The organism is Labilibaculum euxinicum (assembly GCF_963678175.1).
Taxonomy (GTDB): Bacteria; Bacteroidota; Bacteroidia; order Bacteroidales; family Marinifilaceae; genus Labilibaculum; species Labilibaculum euxinus.
On sequence record NZ_OY782756.1, the window covers coordinates 2741519 to 2759283 of the forward strand.

Below are 17765 nucleotides of genomic sequence, written 5' to 3' on the forward strand. Positions count from 1 at the left end.
TGAAAAAAACGGTCTTGTTTTTATTTCTCACATTCTTTTGCATGACAACCTTTGCGCAAAAGCATGCTGTGACTGGTGTCGTTTCCTCGGCAGAGGATGGCACACCTATACCATTTGCTTCGGTAGTGGTAAAAGGAACAACTATTGGAACTTCAACTGATTTTGATGGGAACTATTCCATAGAGCTTGGTGAAGATGATATTATTGTGTTTTCTATGGTTGGGTTTTCGACTCAGGAATTTAAAGTAGGAACACAAGAGGTGATCAATGTAATAATGGTTACAGATAATATGGGTTTGGATGAAGTGGTAGTGATTGGTTATGGTGTTCAGAAGAAGAGCTCTGTAACAGGTTCTATATCATCCGTTAAGGCAGAAGACATTCAAAAGATGCCAATTCAACGTGCCGAGCAAGCTCTTCAGGGGCAGGTTTCAGGAGTTCAGGTGACAATGGATTCAGGTCAGCCAGGTGCAAACTTATCTGTAAATATCAGAGGTATTGGTACTACCGGAAATTCACAGCCACTTTTTATTATTGATGGCAATCCTGTTGGGGATATTTCTTACTTAGCTTCTACTGATATTGGAAGTATGGAAGTGTTGAAAGACGCATCTGCTTCAGCTATTTATGGTGCAAGGGGTGCGAATGGAGTTGTAATTATTACAACAAAACAAGGAACTCAAGGAGCTGCAAAGCTTTCTTACGATGGTTATTATGGTATTCAGAATGCATGGAGACAAATGGATGTTTTGAATGCACAGGATTACGCCATGATTATTAATGAATCATTATTGAATGCTGGTAAAAACAGTTCTTCACCTGATTGGATTCAGGATTCTGAAATTGCAGGTATTGGTTCAGGAACAGACTGGCAAGATCAAATATTCAGAAAAAATGCGCCAATACAAAGTCATACCTTGTCTTTGAACGGTGGTACTGATAAAATTTTGTATTCAACTGCTCTATCTTACTTTAGTCAGGATGGTATTGTATCAGAAGATAAATCGAGCTATGAACGTGTTAACTTCCGTGTAAAGGGTGATTATACCTCTTACGATAAGAAGTTAAAAGTCGGAACATCAATGGTGTATTCTCATTACACTTCTCAAGGAGTAGATCCTAACAATGTTTATAATTCGCCATTGGCTCGAGCTATAAATATTGATCCTATCGCTGTGGTTAAGAATGAAAATGGAGAATTTGGAAGACCTATTCGTAACATGCAGGAAATTGTTAATCCTGTTGCCGGAATGTACTATTTAAATGATGAATACAAAACGGACAAAATTGTAGGTAATCTTTATGCAGAATACAAAGTTGTTGATCATGTAAAAGTGAAAACATCATTAGGTATTGATTACGCGTACCAATGGCATGATGTTTATACTCCAATTTACGAATTGAGTACAATCACCAAGAACGATAAAACCATGGTGAGTAAAACCATGAACAACTGGTACAGCACCAACTGGGAAACAACAATCAATTACAACAATACTTTCGGAGAGCACGAGATTGATGTAATTGCAGGAACTACAGCAATGACAAGCAATTATGAGAATCTAAGTGGTAGTGGAAGCGAATTGATTATTGGTGGTCTTGATTATGCTTACATTGATAATGTTGGAAATATAGAAAGTAAATCGTCGGGAGGAACGTTTGATTCAAATTCTTTATTGTCTTTGTTCGGGCGTGCCAATTATAGTTTCAAAGATCGATATATGGCATCGATTACTGTTCGTCGTGATGGTTCATCCCGATTCGGACCAAATGATCGTTATGCTGTTTTCCCTTCAATTTCTACCGGTTGGATCATGTCTGAAGAGGATTTCTTAAAGGACAAATTAGGTCCGGTTACCTTTGTTAAAATAAGAGCAAGTTGGGGACAAAATGGAAACGAGAATATCGGTAATTTCAGGTATCTATCATCAATAGCAAACAATCACAACTACAATTTTAATGCAGGTACTGTAGTTAATGGTTCTTCTCCTTCGAAGATTGCAAATCCTGATTTGAAGTGGGAAACTTCAGAACAAACTGACATAGGACTTGATATCCGATTGGGTTCATATTTTTACATGAACCTGGACTATTACGATAAAAGAACAAAAGATCTTTTGATTGATGCGCCAATTCCAGGATATGTTGGAAATAGTGCTCCTACCGTTAACGGAGGAACTGTACAAAACAAAGGTTTCGAAGCATTATTAGGCTACAATGGTAATTCTAATGATTTTTCATACGGAGGGACTCTTAACTTTTCGATGAACAAAAACGAAATGTTGAAGATTAACAACGATGAAGGGATTATTTACGGGAATGTAAATATTGGTCCTTCAGGAATGAAAAATTTAACCATTGCAAAAGAAGGTGAACCCATTGGTTACTTCTGGGGATGGGAAACAAATGGGATCTACCAAAACCAAGCTCAAATTGATGCAAGTGGTGCGCATCAGCCAAGTGCTACCCCTGGTGATTTGATTTATGTTGACCAAAATAAGGATGGTAAAATGGATGATGCGGATAGAATCAATTTAGGTGATCCACATCCTGATTTCACTCTAGGTTTAAATCTAAATTTTGCATACAGGAATTTCGATTTAAGTATGTTTTGGTACGGTGTTTTTGGCAATCAGATTGTTGATGCTACCCGTCGTTACGATTTACCGAATGCCAATTACCAAACATCAGTATTGGACCGCTGGACTGGAGAGGGGTCTACAAATTCGACACCTAAAGTGTCTTGGAACGATAATAACAATAATCAAGGTAATTTCTCCGACTACATGGTTGAAGATGCAGATTATTTGAGACTTAAAAATCTTCAGATTGGATACTCTTTACCAAAGTCTGTATTGGATAAACTTCATATTGAGAAATTTAGAATTTATGTTTCAGGTGATAATCTATTAACATTCACTGAGTATTCTGGATTGGAGCCAGAAATTGGAAATAATGGAAATGTGTTTTACACAGGTATAGATCAGGGAATTTATCCTCAAGCCAGAGTTTTTTCAATAGGTGCTAATATTACTTTCTAAGATATTTTAACAGATAAAACAAAAACAATGAAAAAGATAATATATATACTTCTTTTTGCTGTTACTTTCATGGGCTGTGAAGACTATCTCGATAAGAGCCCTGTAACCGAGCAGACAGAAGAAAGTTTCTATCGTACAGAAGACGACATGTTTAGAGCATTAATTGCAGCATATGAACCCTTGCAAAGAAACTGGGGCGAGAGCTTGCAAATAACCATGGATATTGTTTCGGATGATGCTTATGGCGGAGGTGGTTCAGCAACTGATGGTGTTTCGGGAAAGAAAGCAGACAGAGGAACAACAACAGCTTCGGAGGGAATGTGGAGTGCCATGTGGAACGATCATTATGCTGGTGTTTATGGCGCAAATATCTTTCTGGAGAAAGTTGATGCTTCGGAAATGTCGGAAGAATTAAAGACACAATTCAAGGGTGAGGCGCTTTTCTTACGAGCTTACTATTATTCCAATTTAGTTCGTCTGTTTGAGAATATTCCTTTAATAACCAAAACTCTTTCAACTTCGCAGTATTCGCAAGCTGCAGCTCCTGTTGATGATGTGTATGCTCAAATTGCCAGTGATTTGGAAACATCGATTGCTTATTTAAAAGATGTAACCTACAGTGATGACGAAAAAGGAAGAATTACTGAATGGGCTCCAAGAGCTTTATTAGCCAGAATGTACCTTTTTTATGACGGTGTATATGGCAGTAAAAATGCAAGCTCTACTATGCCTGGTGATGTTACCGGTTCGGATGTTTTAAACTATTTAAATGAAATTATCACGAATAGCGGTGCTGATCTTTTACCTGATTTTGGAAATCTTTGGGGACATGCTGATGTCACTAATTCATGGGTAGAAAATTCCATAGAAGGTATTTTTGAGGTACAATTCTCAAACCAGGGTGAAGGATGGCAATGGTATAACGCTCCTTTTGATATTGGTAATAAAATGGTTGTATTTGTAGGTCCTCGAGGAACTAATGCTGATTCTGAATATTATTCTGGATGGGGATTTTCTCCAGCAACACAGCAACTTTATGATTCTTACCAAGATGGTGATCTTCGACGCGATTTCACACTCCTTGATATGATAGAAGAATTGGGCGCAGGTAATTTTGAAGAAGCTGATCAGTATACAGGCTATTTGAACAAAAAGTATGCAGGCCTTAAAAGTCAGGTGCCTGATGTCGGACAAGAGCAACTGAATTTTCCTCAGAATTACATTTCAATACGTTATGCTGATGTTTTACTGATGGCTGCTGAAATGGAATTTCATATCGGATCGAATGCAACAGCTGCAATTCACTACAATAAGGTTAGAGGACGTGCTTTTGAGTCTTATTCTCCTGTTAGCTCGGTAACATTGGATCAAATTTTTGAAGAAAGAAAGTTAGAGTTTGCTTTGGAAGGAATTAGATATTGGGATTTACTTCGAAGAGGTATGCCTGTACTTGAAAGTGCTGTTCAGGCAACAAATTTGGGCGGGATTTATGATTCAGCGGTTAATTCAGCAGCCAGAGGATTTTGGCCAATACCTACAACAGAAATTGCACTTTCGAATTTTGTCTTAGAGCAAAACGATGGTTATTAGAAGGTTATGTTCGAATCATCTTCGGTGATTCATCAGTTTCATGACTTATCAAATGATTATTTAAAATTCAAATTATGAAAAAAATATTATATTTTATTTTGCTTTTAGTGGTGGTAGTGTCCTGTTCTCCTGAGGAGTACAGCACCCCGGAAACACTTATGGCAGAACAGATTGATTGGGGATTTACCCCAACAGATGTAACCAACGAGTACACTCTTTATAACAATACTCCAGGTGTAAGCTCTATTTGGGATTTTGGAAATGGTGTAACCCAAAAGGGGAACTCAGTAACAGCTCAATATACTTTTGCTGGAACTTATACTGTCACACTTACTGTAATATCTCAAGGGGGAGTTACTGTTGTTGAAGATGAGATCACAACAGATGTTGATAATCCTGCTTTCCTTTCCGGATATCCTTACGATCAGTTAATTGGTTCGGGAGCGCAAGTTTGGGCCGTTGATGGTTATTCAAAAGGTGCTTTTGGCTTAGGACCTACCTTGGCTGATCCTTTAGAATGGTGGGCTGATCCTTCTGGCTTGCGAGCTGGAAACAATTTTTATAATGATCGGTTTACTTTTAAAATTACTGAATCAGGTTTATCCTTAAAGACCGAATTACAAGGCTTTGCTTACGCCAATGCAGCTTGGGCTCCTGATTTAGGAGACATTACTGGACATATGGAAACTACAGGTGGTGCAGACTACGTTATGCCTAGGGCAGATGGTGATTATGTTTGTACCATAGCAGGTGATGTTTTGACTGTAGCTGGCGGTGGCTTCTTAGGTTATTATGCAGGTACTTCTGAATATCAAATTATAACACTTACAGATGATTTATTGGAAGTTGCATTTTGGGACACTAAAGCCAATTACTATTGGTTTACAAGATTTGTTCCTGTTGATAAATTAACGCCGGAACCAGAACCTATTGTAAAAGAGTTGGAAAGTAACGACATCTTTGATGATTTTGAGGGAGATGGTAATATTGTTTGGGAGACTAAAGACATTGAAGGATTCGATATCATTGACAATTTTGCTCCTTCAGATGTAAATTCATCGGAGAAGGTTGCAAGATATAAGAAAGGTGCTGGCGAGTGGACAAATGTGCTTACCGTATTGGATTATAAGATTGATTTATCGGTTAGAAATATATTTACCATGCAGGTATTTATCCCTTCTTTTAACGACTATGTTACAGTGTGTAATCCGGGTACAGATTGGCTTACCGAGTGGGTGCTTAAGCCTCAGGTTGATGTGAAACTGCAGAATAGTTCTCTTGAAGGAAATGCCTATACAACTCAAGAAGTTCGCGGTCATACCTTAACTGAAGATCAGTTTGGACAATGGGTTGAATTAACTTTTGATTACAGCGATGTTTCTGATCGTGTTGATTTTGACCAGATTGTAATTCAGCTTGGAGCTGAAGGTCATTGTAATGCAGGACTATTTTATATCGACGATTTTAAATTATTACCCTAATTAAATAATGCCGGAGCACTTTTGTTGCTCCGGCAAAATTATAAACTCACTTTTCTGTACAAATATTCCCTATGAAAATATTACGTTCACTTACACACGTTAAGATATTCTTATCTATACTATTTGTGTCTGCAGTACTGTCTTGCAGCAAAAATGATGATGAAGAAACTTATACGCCCGATTTTACTTTTAGTGAAGATGCGAATGATGCAAATAAAATTGTGTTTTCAAATACAAGTACAGGAGCGTATCTTTTTATGCAGTGGGATTTTGGAAATGGAGAGGTTTCTGAAAAGGAACGTGCAAACACAAAAAATTATACTGTTTTCTACTCCGAGAAAGGAGACTATAATGTAAAGTTAACCCTTTGGGGTCTGGATAATGAGCTGTCGAATAATAAGAGTGCAAGTAAGACTGTCACTATTGTAAATGACGTTTTTGTTGCTGATTTCACCTATTCAATAAATAGTGCAAAACCAAATTATGTCACATTAAAGAACATTACTCAGGGCGATTATGATCGTATTTCATGGACATACAATCACAATGAGATCACTGGAGATAATATCGATGAGACTGAAATTTATTTACCCAAAGCGGGTATTTATGACGTGGAATTGCATGTTTATAAAGATGATTTTGAAAAGGTTTTATTAAAACAGGTAAGTATTGCTCAAGACGATCCAGATTACCTGAACAACATGACCCTTGTATGGTCTGATGAGTTTGATGGAACTTCGGTTAATACAGATTATTGGACTTTTGAAACCGGAGATGGTGGATGGGGAAACAACGAATTACAAAATTACACCAATGGTGATAATGCTGAAGTAACAGATGGCAAGTTGATTATTACAGCAAAAAAAGTGAATGATGATAAAGTTGCCGGTTCATACACTTCAACTCGTTTGATTTCTAAAGGCAAAAAAGAATTTACATACGGACGATATGAAATTCGCGCCAAATTACCTTCCGGTACAGGAATATGGCCTGCCATATGGATGCTGGGAAGTAATCTTAACACAGCAGGCTGGCCTGCATGTGGTGAGATTGATATCATGGAATATGTAGGTTATCAACCTGATGTTGTTCATGCTACAGTTCACACAACTGCCGGTTCAGGTTCTAATGGTGATGGCAGAAGTGTGACACTGACAACTGCCGAAGAAGAATTCCACATTTATGGTTTGTTATGGGATGAAACAGAGATGGTGTTTTATATCGATACTCCTGATAATGTAACTCATACTTATGCACCATCAACTAAAACGGCAAGCAATTGGCCATTTAATGAAGATCAATTCTTCATTTTAAATGTGGCTGTTGGTGGAAACTGGGGAGGTGCTCAGGGAATCGATAATGCCATTTTTCCTCAATCAATGGAAATAGACTACGTGCGTGTATATCAGTAATCGAAAAACAAAACATAAATGATGCTACTAAAACATACCATCCTATCATTAGGGATAATATTTCTCTTGTCTGCTTGTAATTCAAAGAAATCTAAAACTTCGGAAAAAAGTGAAGGCATTTCCGACAATTACCAATTGGTCTGGAGTGATGAATTTGATTATACAGGCCTTCCTGATTCAACAAAATGGATGTACGATACAGAAGGAAATTCAGAGGGTTGGGGAAATAATGAAGCTCAATATTATACAAAAGCAAAGAAGGAAAATGCGTGGGTTCAAAATGGCATTCTTAACATCATTGCATTAAAAGAGCAATGCGAAGGCAAGGATTATACATCTGCCCGTTTAAATTCAAAAGCAAATTGGCTGTACGGAAAAATTGAGGTGAATGCCAAGCTTCCAAAGGGAAGAGGTACCTGGTCTGCTATATGGATGATGCCGAAAGACTGGTCTTTTAAGGATGGAGATTGGCCAAATATTGGTGAAATCGACATCATGGAACATGTGGGACATAATTTAGGTGCAATTCATGCATCCGCTCATTCAACTGATTATCAATGGCAAAAAGGTACACAACAAACAGATACAATTATGATTTCTGATGTGGCTGACAAATTTCATTCTTACATCTGGGAATGGACACCTGAGGTAATGAGAGCCTATGTTGATGATCAACTTTATTTTGAATATAAAAATGAAGGTTTGGGCGAATCTAAATGGCCATATATAAAACCATTTTACTTGATATTAAATGTTGCCGTGGGCGGAGCCTGGGGTAGTGTGGAAGGAATAGATGCTGAAGCATTTCCTCAGACGATGCAGGTTGATTATGTGAGGATCTTTCAGAAAAGATAATTGCTTTCGTTTTAGAGTTGATCCTTGTAAAAGAATAATGAATGCTTACAATCGGAAGAATTTGATTGTGACTTATAAATATAAGAATCAGAAGTTTTTACTATAAAAAGTAATTGAAGTAGAATCAATTAAAATTGGAATGAAGAAGAATAACATTTATTTGGGAGACACGAGTTTGAATTGCAGCAAGTCTGAAGTGGTGGGGGAATTCGTAGAACTACATAATGAAAAGTTTTACAAGATCAGCAATTCTGATCAAATGTCAGACTTCTTTATGAGTATAGTTAGTGATTCGGATCACTGGATGTTCATATCGAGCAATGGTTCTTTGTCGGCAGGAAGAAAAGACAGGAATAGCGCATTGTTCCCTTATTATACCGTTGATAAAATTCACGATTACAGAGATAAAACAGGGAGTAAAACAATTGTATTGGTTGAAAAGGATGAGAAAGCCTTTCTATGGAAACCTTTCTCTGATGGTCTGCGACATATATACAAGATTGAACGGAATTTGTATAAGAGTATTTATGGCAGCAAAGTCATTTTTGAAGAAGTAAATTTCGATTTGGGAATGAGTTTCCAATACGGCTGGAGCAACAGTGAAAAATTTGGTTGGGTAAAAAAATCGAAGGTTAGCAATTTAACCGATGGAGCAGTTAAATTTGAGATACTTGATGGCATTGAGAATATTCTTCCTTGCGGAATTGATTACGATTTTCAGAATGAATACAGTAATCTATTAGACGCGTATAAGAAAAGTGAATTGCTTTCGGAAAGTGGTTTGGGATTATATATGCTAAGTTCAATTCCTGTTGACAGAGCTGAACCAAGTGAATCGTTAAATGCAACTACTGTATGGTCGCATGGATTAAATGACAAAAGGAAAATTCTTTTGTCAAGCAAACAATGTGATCGGTTTAAGGAAGGACTTCAGGTTGAAGCTGAATTTGATGTTAGGGCAACAAAAGGAGCCTATATTTTAAATGCAGAATTGGAATTGACAGCAAAAGATTCGCGCGAGTGGATAATTGTTGCAGAAGTAAATCAAACCAGTGCTGATGTTGCCAATTTGAATCATTTTATAAAAACGGAAAAGAACATCTTTGAATCAGTAGCAAATGATATTGATTTAGGCACAAAAAAATTAATTCAAATTGTTGCAGACGCGGATGGTTTGCAAATGAGTAATGATGATTTGGCTTATGCTCGTCACTTTTCAAATACGCTTTTTAATGTAATGCGGGGAGGTATTTTTACTGATAATTACCTTGTCGGATCAGATGATTTTAAGCTATTCGTTCAGCAAACCAATAAATTGGTTGCTAAGGAATTTGAATCGTGGATTGATCAATTGCCATCAAGAATCACCTATACAGAATTGAATCAACAGGCTGAAAAGACTGGTAATTCTGATTTGATTCGAATCTGTTATGAATATCTTCCGTTAACATTCAGCAGAAGGCATGGTGATCCAAGTCGGCCATGGAACCAGTTTTCTATCGAAACAAAAAATGACGATGGCTCACCAAAATTGAATTATCAGGGAAATTGGCGTGATATCTTTCAAAACTGGGAAGCTCTGGGTTTATCGTATCCTGAATTTATCGAGGGAATGATTGGCAAATTTGTAAATGCATCTACCCCTGATGGTTACAATCCATACCGAATAACACGAGAGGGAATCGATTGGGAATGTCCGGATCCGCATGATCCATGGGCTTATATTGGCTACTGGGGAGATCATCAGATTATTTATCTGCAAAAATTTCTGGAGTTGTCTAATGAATACCACCCACAGAAATTAGATGAGATGCTTTCGAAAGAGAATTTTGTGTATGCAAATGTTCCGTATCGAATTAAATCTTACCAGAGTATTGTAAAAAATCCACAGGATACCATAGAGTTTGATTTTGCTTTAAATGATCAGATTCGAAGCAGGGTAGCACTGATTGGAGCTGATGCCCGCATGCTAACAAATGGAGGCGATCAATTGTATCAGGTGAATCTTACCGAAAAGATTTTGGTAACACTATTGGCCAAATTGAGCAATTTTATTCCTGAAGCGGGTATCTGGTTAAACACACAACGTCCGGAGTGGAACGACGCTAACAATGCCTTGGTGGGTAATGGAGTTTCGATGGTTACTTTGTGTTACCTAAGAAGATTCCTGAAGTTTTGGTCTGTGAAATTTGAGGGTTTAGAAATAAATGAAGTTCAAATTTCTGAAGAAGTGAAAACCTTACTCGATAGCATTTTTAATTTGTTTTCTGAAAATGCATCTCTATTGGAAAACGGATTTTCGGATGAAGACAGACGTCGTTTTGCTGATGTATTGGGAGAAGCCGGAACTACCTACCGAAATGGAATTTATGCCAACTCTTTTTCTGGATTGAAAAAAACAGTGAAAGTGAGCGAATTGCTCGATTTCACCAATTTGGTTTTGGTTTATATGGATCAATCCATTAAAGTAAACAAACGTGAAGATGGTTTGTATCATGCTTACAATCTGATTTCATTTACCGATAAAAGTGTTTCGGTTCGCTATTTATACCAAATGCTCGAAGGACAGGTTGCTGTTTTAAGCTCTGGCTATTTAAACTCTAAAGAAAGTCTCGATATACTCGATGCCTTAAAAGCAAGTGCATTGTTTCGGGAAGATCAATACAGTTATTTTCTTTATCCAAACAGACAGTTACCTCTGTTTATAGAAAAGAATAACATTCCTGCCAATCAGGTGAAAGAATCTAAATTATTATCTCAGCTGCTTGCTGATCAGGATTCTTCAATTCTGAATGTAGATAAATTAGGCGGTTATCATTTTGATGGCACATTTAGGAATGCCCAGGTTTTGGAAAATGCGATCAATAATCTGAATGCAAATAAATACGGACAGCTTGTTAAAGAGGAAAAAAAGAAGGTGCTTGATATTTTCGAAGAGATGTTCGATCATCAGTCATTTACTGGTCGCTCGGGTACTTTTTATGGATTTGAAGGTTTGGGTAGTATCTATTGGCACATGGTTTCAAAACTCCTGCTTGCTGCACAGGAAAGCTATTTTAACGCCATCGAACAGGAAGCAGATCCAGTGGTGATCGGTAAAATAAAGGATCATTATTTCGAAATTAAAGCAGGCATTGGATTGTATAAATCACCAAAGTTATATGGAGCTTTCCCAACGGATGCTTATTCTCATACACCTTCTCATGCCGGTGCTCAACAACCAGGCATGACCGGTCAGGTAAAAGAAGATTTTATATCAAGAATTGCTGAGCTGGGCATCCATGTGAATAATGGCGAAATAGTATTTGGTACCTCTTTGTTTAACGATCAAGAGATATTGAATCATGATGAGCTGTTTGTTTATTACGATGTGAATGGACAGGAGAAACAAATTGCCATCCATCGCGGTCAGTTAGCCTTTACTTTCTGTAAGGTTCCTGTAATCTATTCTTTAGCAGATAAAAATCAAATTACAATTACATTAAAAAATGGAGAAACGAAAGTGATTCCAAACAATACAATAGATGGGGAGACAAGTGCTTTGATTTTTAATCGAAGTGGCGAAGTGGAGAGAATCGATTTTTTAATCGGTAAAAAATAATATTTGATAGAATCTGTACAATCACAAAACAAGATTGTACAGATTAACTTTAAAACTAACCTAATAAGCTTAAACCGATGTCTGTAAGAAGTGAATATTTAATGTCTCTTGCCGGAATGGATCTTTCCGGTAAAACGGAAGATGAATTAGTATCTCTCTATAATCAATTGTTGAATTCTGGAATGCACGGATTGTGTTTTAGTCCTTATGAAGAAGGGCAGGAGCCTGGAACATTGTTGAGTGAGGAACAAATTAGAAGAAGAATTGACATCATCAAGCCACATACTAAATGGGTAAGATCATTTTCTTGTACAGAAGGTAATGAACTCATTCCTAAAATTGCCAAAGAAAATGAGATGAAAACTTTAGTAGGTGCTTGGTTGGGGAAATACAAAAGCATTAACGAAAATGAAATTGCGGGTCTTATTGAAGTAGCTAAAGCCGGTCATGCCGATATTGTTGCTGTTGGTAACGAGGTTTTGTATCGCGAGGATTTAAGCGAAGATGAATTGTTGGATTACATCTATAGGGTGAAAAAAGCACTTCCGGGAATTCCTGTCGGGTATGTTGATGCTTATTATGAATTCGGTAATCGCCCTAGAATAACTACCGCTTGCGATGTGATATTGGCCAATTGTTATCCATTTTGGGAAGGATGCAGCCTCGATTATTCATATCTGTATATGAAAGACATGTACAATCGTGCATTAAAAGCAGGAAATGGTAAAAAAGTAATTATCACTGAAACCGGCTGGCCAAATGTTGGTGAAAAATTTCATGGAGCAAAACCTTCCAAAGCAAATGCTCTTAAATATTTTATAAATACACAATTGTGGTCTAAGGAAGAGGATATCGACATTTTCTATTTTTCATCCTTCGATGAAGCCTGGAAAACCTCTGACGAAGGTGATGTTGGAGCTTATTGGGGAATTTGGGATAAGGATGAGAACTTAAAATTTTCGAAATAGTTGATTCCTTGAATTGAAACTGCATGAACCACTACAGAATGAATCGAAACAAACCACTTACTATAGCACCCGGAAAAGCAATTTGTTATTCGGGTTTCAGAGAAGGACAAAGCCCTGAATCAGGGATTTATCCAACTTGCGAGCAAATAAAAGAGGATCTTTTGATATTAAATAATCATTGGAAATATCTTCGGTTATACGACTGCGATAAGCAAACGGATATTGTGTTGGAGGTGATTCAAAAAGAAAAGCTCGATTTTAAAGTAATGTTAGGCGCCTACATAGGTGCTGAAATGAACAATTTTGGATGCCCTTGGGGAGGTACCTATTCGGAAGAAGAACTGAATAAAAATAAGGAAAGAAACCTGAATCAGATTCAAAAGCTGATTCAATTGGCCAATCAATATCCTGAAATTATTTTTTCATTATCAGCAGGAAATGAAGCATTGGTTCACTGGACTGATCATTATGTGCCGTTAGAAAATGTGATTCGCTATGTTCGAATGATTAAAAAAGGAGCAAAACAGCCCGTTACATTTTGTGAAAATTATGTGCCATGGCTGGATAAATTGAAAGATTTGGTTAAGGAAATTGACTTCATATCCATTCACACTTATCCGGTGTGGGAATATAAAAATATTCATGAGGCAATGGAATACACCAAGCAAAATTACTACAGTGTTGCCGATAAGTATCCTAACAAGCCAGTTGTAATAACTGAAGCCGGTTGGGCAACCAATTCAAACGGTAGAGGCATTTCTATAGGAAATGTAAGTCAGGATTTGCAGGAAATTTATTACAACGATTTGGTGAATTGGAGCGAGGAAGATGACGTACTCACTTTTGTATTTGAAGCTTTTGATGAACCTTGGAAAGGTTCGCAAGAACCATTGGAACCGGAAAAACATTGGGGCCTTTTTACGGTTGACCGAAAACCAAAAAAGGTGATGGCAAAATTATTTGCTGATTCAAAATAGTATGAAACCCCGAAACCTAAAGAACTATGAAAAACTCAGTAAGAAATAGCAGGAACACTGGCATGATGATCACTTTGGTGATTTCAATCAGTCTGTTGTCCTGTAAAAATGAAAAGAAAGTGTCCCAAAAAGAATCAGATTTAACCAAGACAACTAAGATAGAAATCAAGCAAACTACTAAGGACTTATTGAACGGAGTTTCGAAAGCGGTTTGCTATTCTGGATTTAGAACAGGCCAACATCCCGATAGAGGCGAAGGAGCCGTTAATCCAACGGATGAACAGATTCTCGAAGATCTTCAGATTATCTCTCATGATTCTCTTTTCAATTTAATTCGTTTATACGATTCAGGTGAAAATTCGGAAGCCGTATTGAGAATTATCGAAGAGAATAAGCTAGACATTAAAGTAATGTTGGGTATTTGGTTGAAAGCTGAATTGAGTGCTCATGAAACTTGTGGATGGTTAACTGAACCGATTCCAGCAGCAATTTTAGAGCAAAACTATATTGCAAACCAGAAGGAAATAAAAGAAGGAATTCGTTTGGCCACTCAATATCCCGAAACTGTTATAGCGGTTAATGTTGGCAACGAAGCTTTGGTTGAGTGGAACGATCACAAAGTAGATACAGATTCGATCATCTCTTATGTGCAGAAAGTTCAGAAAGCCATTCAACAACCTGTTACTGTTGCCGATAATTACGAATGGTGGGCTGCAAAGGGTGAAAAACTAGCTAAAGCTGTTGATTTTATATCAATTCATGTATATCCTGTTTGGGAAGGCAAAGATATTGCCGAAGCAATGTCTTACACCATCGAGAATGTGCAAAAAGTTAGAAATGCACTTCCTGATAGCAAAATAGTAATAACAGAAGCAGGATGGGCAACAGTAGCCTCAGAATTTGGAGAAAGAGCCAGCGAAGAAAAGCAAAAACAATATTATAACGACCTGATGAAATGGTCTGCAGACATGAACATTACAAGCTTCTTTTTTGAAGCTTTCGATGAAGATTGGAAAGGAGAAACAGCAAATCCTTTAGGAGCAGAAAAGCACTGGGGGTTATTCACTGTTGATAGAAAACAAAAAAAAGTAATGCAATAATTATTTCTCATATCTAGAATCTCACATCACATAATCTATAAAAACATGACACATTATAAAACAGCAAAGGAAGACATTGTCCCATTTGGACAAAAACTGGCATTTGGATCAGGACATCTGGCAAATCAGTTATTTCCTGCTGCTCTGGGTGTGTTTATGGTCGTACTGGTTATGTCTTTGGGAATGGATCCTATCCTTGCCGGATTATTAGGTGCATTACCCAGACTTTTGGATGCATTAACTGATCCTATTATGGGATTTATTTCAGACAATACAAAATCGAAATGGGGGCGAAGAAAACCTTACATTTTAATAGGGAGCGTTATTTCAGGAGTCACATTTATGATTATGTGGCAATTGAATCCTGAAAATTCTGAGATTTACAATTTCTTTTACTTTTTAGTGATATCCATATTTTTTTATATCGGTTACACCATTTTTGCGACACCTTTAATTGGTTTGGGTTATGAAATGACTCCCGATTACAATGAAAGAACCAGATTGATGGCTGTTTCTCAGTTTATGGGACAAATTGCATGGATGATAGCCCCTTGGTTTTGGGTGATTATATACAATCCATCGATTTTCGATTCCGCGCCTGAAGGGGCACGAATTCTTTCCATTTGGGTAGGTGGTTTGTGCATGGTTCTTGGTATTCTGCCGGCTCTGTTTAACAATGAAATGATCGTTCCCGATCAGGATAAGATGAAAAATTTGTCGGCAAAAGAATTGGCAGCGAACACAAAGGAATTCATAAAAGGGATAAAGTTAACCATTCAAAACAAGCCATTCATGAAGCTTTGCGGGTCTACCTTTCTCATTTTTAATGGCTTTCAGACTATTGCCCAATTTGCCTTCTTTATTATTGTCTATTATCTTTTTCAAGGCGATAAAGTGGCAGCAGGAGGTTGGCCGGCATGGTTTGGAACCATAAGTGCGATGGCTACCGCATTTCTTGTAATCCCTATTGTTACTAAGCTTTCCGAGAACTTTGGAAAAAAGAATGCTTTTATCATAGCTACTCTTTTTTCAGTGGTGGGATATGCATTAAAATGGTGGGGATTTAATCCTGAATACCCTTGGTTGATGTTCATGCCAATTCCGTTTTTGTCATTCGGGATAGGTGGCTTGTTTACTTTAATGATGTCGATGACTGCTGATGTTTGCGATTTGGATGAACTGAATAATGGAGAACGTAGAGAAGCTACATTCGGAGCTATTTACTGGTGGATGGTGAAACTGGGAACAGCTATTGCCATGCTTACCAGTGGTGTTGTTTTGCACTATATTGGCTTCGATGAAAGTGTTGATGTTCAGTCTGCAGAGACCATTACAAACCTCAGGTTAGCAGATATCCTGATTCCAATTACTACAGCATTTCTTGCAATTGTATTGATATGGAAATATGATATTACAGAAACGAGATCTCATGAAATAAGAGAAGCTTTAATCGCACGTCGAGGTAAGGTAAAACATGAAGGTGATGTGATCAGTAATGTAACAGGCGAAATTATACCTGATAAAATATAAACTTCCTTAAATAGTCGAGAATGCATTTGTGGGAATGACCATTTAATTCAATATCCATAAGAATGAAAAAAACAGCATTGTTTTTACTGATAATTTTACCCTTACTAACTATTGGTCAGTCTAAAAAAGATAACAGTATGCCATACATCCTAAAAAATAAGAATCTGGAAATTCATATCGATCTGCCATTGGAAAATTATCAATTTTCCAGATTCGATTGGACAAGTAAAATTACCTCGGTAAAATTCAAAGGAATTCCTGTTTGTACTCAAGAAAAAATAGAAGGGGATGTTGAAAATATTTATGGCAAAGGTTTTTACAATGAATTTGGCATTGAAATACCTGTCGGCTTTGATGAAATAAAAGAGGGAGAATATTTTCCAAAAATAGGTGTAGGAGCATTAAAAAAAGAGGGGGCTGAATACAGTTTCAGCAAGGCTTATGAAACTGAACCTGCCGATTTTAAAATTATTACTGATACAAATAAATTACTCATTGAATGTATCTCTCCGAATGTTAATGGATATTCATATGTGCTGAAAAAGGAAATCGAATTATTGGAAAGCAGTTTTGTTATTCGGTATTACTTACATAACATAGGAGGAAAAATCATTTCTACGAATGAATACTGCCACAATTTTTTAGCCATCAATAAAGAATTAATGGGAAGTAATTACATCTTAAAATTCCCATTTGATATCAAACCGGAATTATTAGGTGCAACAGTCAATCCTGAAGAGAAAGTGGAGCTTGGACAAAACGAAATTACGTTTAAAAATACGCCAAATGAACAATTCTTTTTCAGCAACCTTTCAGGAAGCAAGAATGTGGATGCTCACTGGGAATTAATCAATACCAAAAGTAAAATTGGTGTCAGCGAAACAGGCAGTTTTACAACCAACAAAGTAAATCTTTGGGGATGGAAACATGTTGTGAGTCCTGAATTGTTCTTTGATATAAACCTAAAACCAGATCAGGAAATTGAGTGGAGCAGAAAATACGATATCTATGAGATTGACAATTAATAATGAGTATTGTGAATTGAAGAAAATAATTTTAGTTGAAATAATTAGAGCAGGGACTGCCGATCGGGCGCGATTTGGGTTGCCCCGTTGCCATGAAAAGCCGAACAGCTTCCGAGAGGCTTGATCCTTTTGCTTACTTTTCTCATCTAAGGAGAAAAGTAAGAGCCCATCCGGCTTTAGGATAA

At 37.1% G+C, this 17765-nt stretch carries 11 protein-coding genes; all 11 read left to right on the top strand.

Annotated elements, in window-relative coordinates; all coding sequences use genetic code 11:
* Positions 1 to 41: 41 nt before the first annotated feature.
* The 11 genes from ACY0M5_RS10940 (at position 42) to ACY0M5_RS10990 (ending at position 17580) form a co-directional block, all read left to right on the top strand.
* A complete protein-coding gene (locus ACY0M5_RS10940) occupies positions 42 to 3041 on the top strand; it encodes a SusC/RagA family TonB-linked outer membrane protein (RefSeq protein ID WP_461629130.1) in 3000 nt (999 codons plus the stop codon).
* A 27-nt stretch (positions 3042 to 3068) separates the two neighbouring features.
* Positions 3069 to 4631 carry a RagB/SusD family nutrient uptake outer membrane protein gene (locus ACY0M5_RS10945; protein WP_461629131.1) on the top strand — a complete coding sequence of 521 codons (1563 nt, stop codon included), beginning with the start codon at positions 3069 to 3071 and terminating at the stop codon, positions 4629 to 4631.
* 74 nt (positions 4632 to 4705) lie between these two features.
* The gene (locus tag ACY0M5_RS10950) at positions 4706 to 6112 is read left to right on the top strand and encodes a PKD domain-containing protein (protein ID WP_461629132.1); all 1407 of its coding nucleotides are present in this window, start codon (positions 4706 to 4708) and stop codon (positions 6110 to 6112) included.
* Positions 6113 to 6183: 71 nt separating this feature from the next.
* The gene (locus tag ACY0M5_RS10955) at positions 6184 to 7524 is read left to right on the top strand and encodes a family 16 glycosylhydrolase (protein ID WP_461629133.1); all 1341 of its coding nucleotides are present in this window, start codon (positions 6184 to 6186) and stop codon (positions 7522 to 7524) included.
* A gap of 18 nt (positions 7525 to 7542) precedes the next feature.
* On the top strand, positions 7543 to 8379 hold the full coding sequence (locus tag ACY0M5_RS10960) for a glycoside hydrolase family 16 protein (RefSeq protein WP_461629134.1): 837 nt from the start codon (positions 7543 to 7545) through the stop codon (positions 8377 to 8379).
* Positions 8380 to 8518: 139 nt separating this feature from the next.
* Entirely contained in the window at positions 8519 to 11980 is a 3462-nt protein-coding gene (locus tag ACY0M5_RS10965; RefSeq protein ID WP_461629135.1) for a hypothetical protein, read from the top strand.
* A gap of 77 nt (positions 11981 to 12057) precedes the next feature.
* Positions 12058 to 12948 (top strand): glycoside hydrolase family 17 protein, encoded by an 891-nt coding sequence (locus ACY0M5_RS10970; protein ID WP_461629136.1) that lies wholly within the window; start codon positions 12058 to 12060, stop codon positions 12946 to 12948.
* Positions 12949 to 12971: 23 nt separating this feature from the next.
* Positions 12972 to 13925 (top strand): glycoside hydrolase family 17 protein, encoded by a 954-nt coding sequence (locus ACY0M5_RS10975; RefSeq protein ID WP_461629137.1) that lies wholly within the window; start codon positions 12972 to 12974, stop codon positions 13923 to 13925.
* A 26-nt stretch (positions 13926 to 13951) separates the two neighbouring features.
* The gene (locus ACY0M5_RS10980) at positions 13952 to 15025 is read left to right on the top strand and encodes a glycosyl hydrolase family 17 protein (RefSeq protein WP_461629138.1); all 1074 of its coding nucleotides are present in this window, start codon (positions 13952 to 13954) and stop codon (positions 15023 to 15025) included.
* Between the two features lie 45 nt (positions 15026 to 15070).
* Complete coding sequence (locus ACY0M5_RS10985) at positions 15071 to 16555, top strand: MFS transporter (protein WP_461629139.1); 1485 nt, start codon at positions 15071 to 15073, stop codon at positions 16553 to 16555.
* A gap of 62 nt (positions 16556 to 16617) precedes the next feature.
* On the top strand, positions 16618 to 17580 hold the full coding sequence (locus tag ACY0M5_RS10990; protein WP_461629140.1) for a hypothetical protein: 963 nt from the start codon (positions 16618 to 16620) through the stop codon (positions 17578 to 17580).
* Positions 17581 to 17765 lie beyond the last annotated feature (185 nt).

What these genes read in the sequence shown, in the direction of transcription:
- ACY0M5_RS10955 (WP_461629133.1), top strand. Translation starts at nt 6,184, where the DNA reads ATGAAAATATTACGTTCACTTACACACGTTAAGATATTCTTATCTATA.
- ACY0M5_RS10950 (WP_461629132.1), top strand. Translation starts at nt 4,706, where the DNA reads ATGAAAAAAATATTATATTTTATTTTGCTTTTAGTGGTGGTAGTGTCC.
- ACY0M5_RS10975 (WP_461629137.1), top strand. Translation starts at nt 12,972, where the DNA reads ATGAACCACTACAGAATGAATCGAAACAAACCACTTACTATAGCACCC.
- ACY0M5_RS10960 (WP_461629134.1), top strand. Translation starts at nt 7,543, where the DNA reads ATGATGCTACTAAAACATACCATCCTATCATTAGGGATAATATTTCTC.
- ACY0M5_RS10940 (WP_461629130.1), top strand. Translation starts at nt 42, where the DNA reads ATGACAACCTTTGCGCAAAAGCATGCTGTGACTGGTGTCGTTTCCTCG.
- ACY0M5_RS10990 (WP_461629140.1), top strand. Translation starts at nt 16,618, where the DNA reads ATGAAAAAAACAGCATTGTTTTTACTGATAATTTTACCCTTACTAACT.
- ACY0M5_RS10980 (WP_461629138.1), top strand. Translation starts at nt 13,952, where the DNA reads ATGAAAAACTCAGTAAGAAATAGCAGGAACACTGGCATGATGATCACT.
- ACY0M5_RS10965 (WP_461629135.1), top strand. Translation starts at nt 8,519, where the DNA reads ATGAAGAAGAATAACATTTATTTGGGAGACACGAGTTTGAATTGCAGC.
- ACY0M5_RS10945 (WP_461629131.1), top strand. Translation starts at nt 3,069, where the DNA reads ATGAAAAAGATAATATATATACTTCTTTTTGCTGTTACTTTCATGGGC.
- ACY0M5_RS10985 (WP_461629139.1), top strand. Translation starts at nt 15,071, where the DNA reads ATGACACATTATAAAACAGCAAAGGAAGACATTGTCCCATTTGGACAA.
- ACY0M5_RS10970 (WP_461629136.1), top strand. Translation starts at nt 12,058, where the DNA reads ATGTCTGTAAGAAGTGAATATTTAATGTCTCTTGCCGGAATGGATCTT.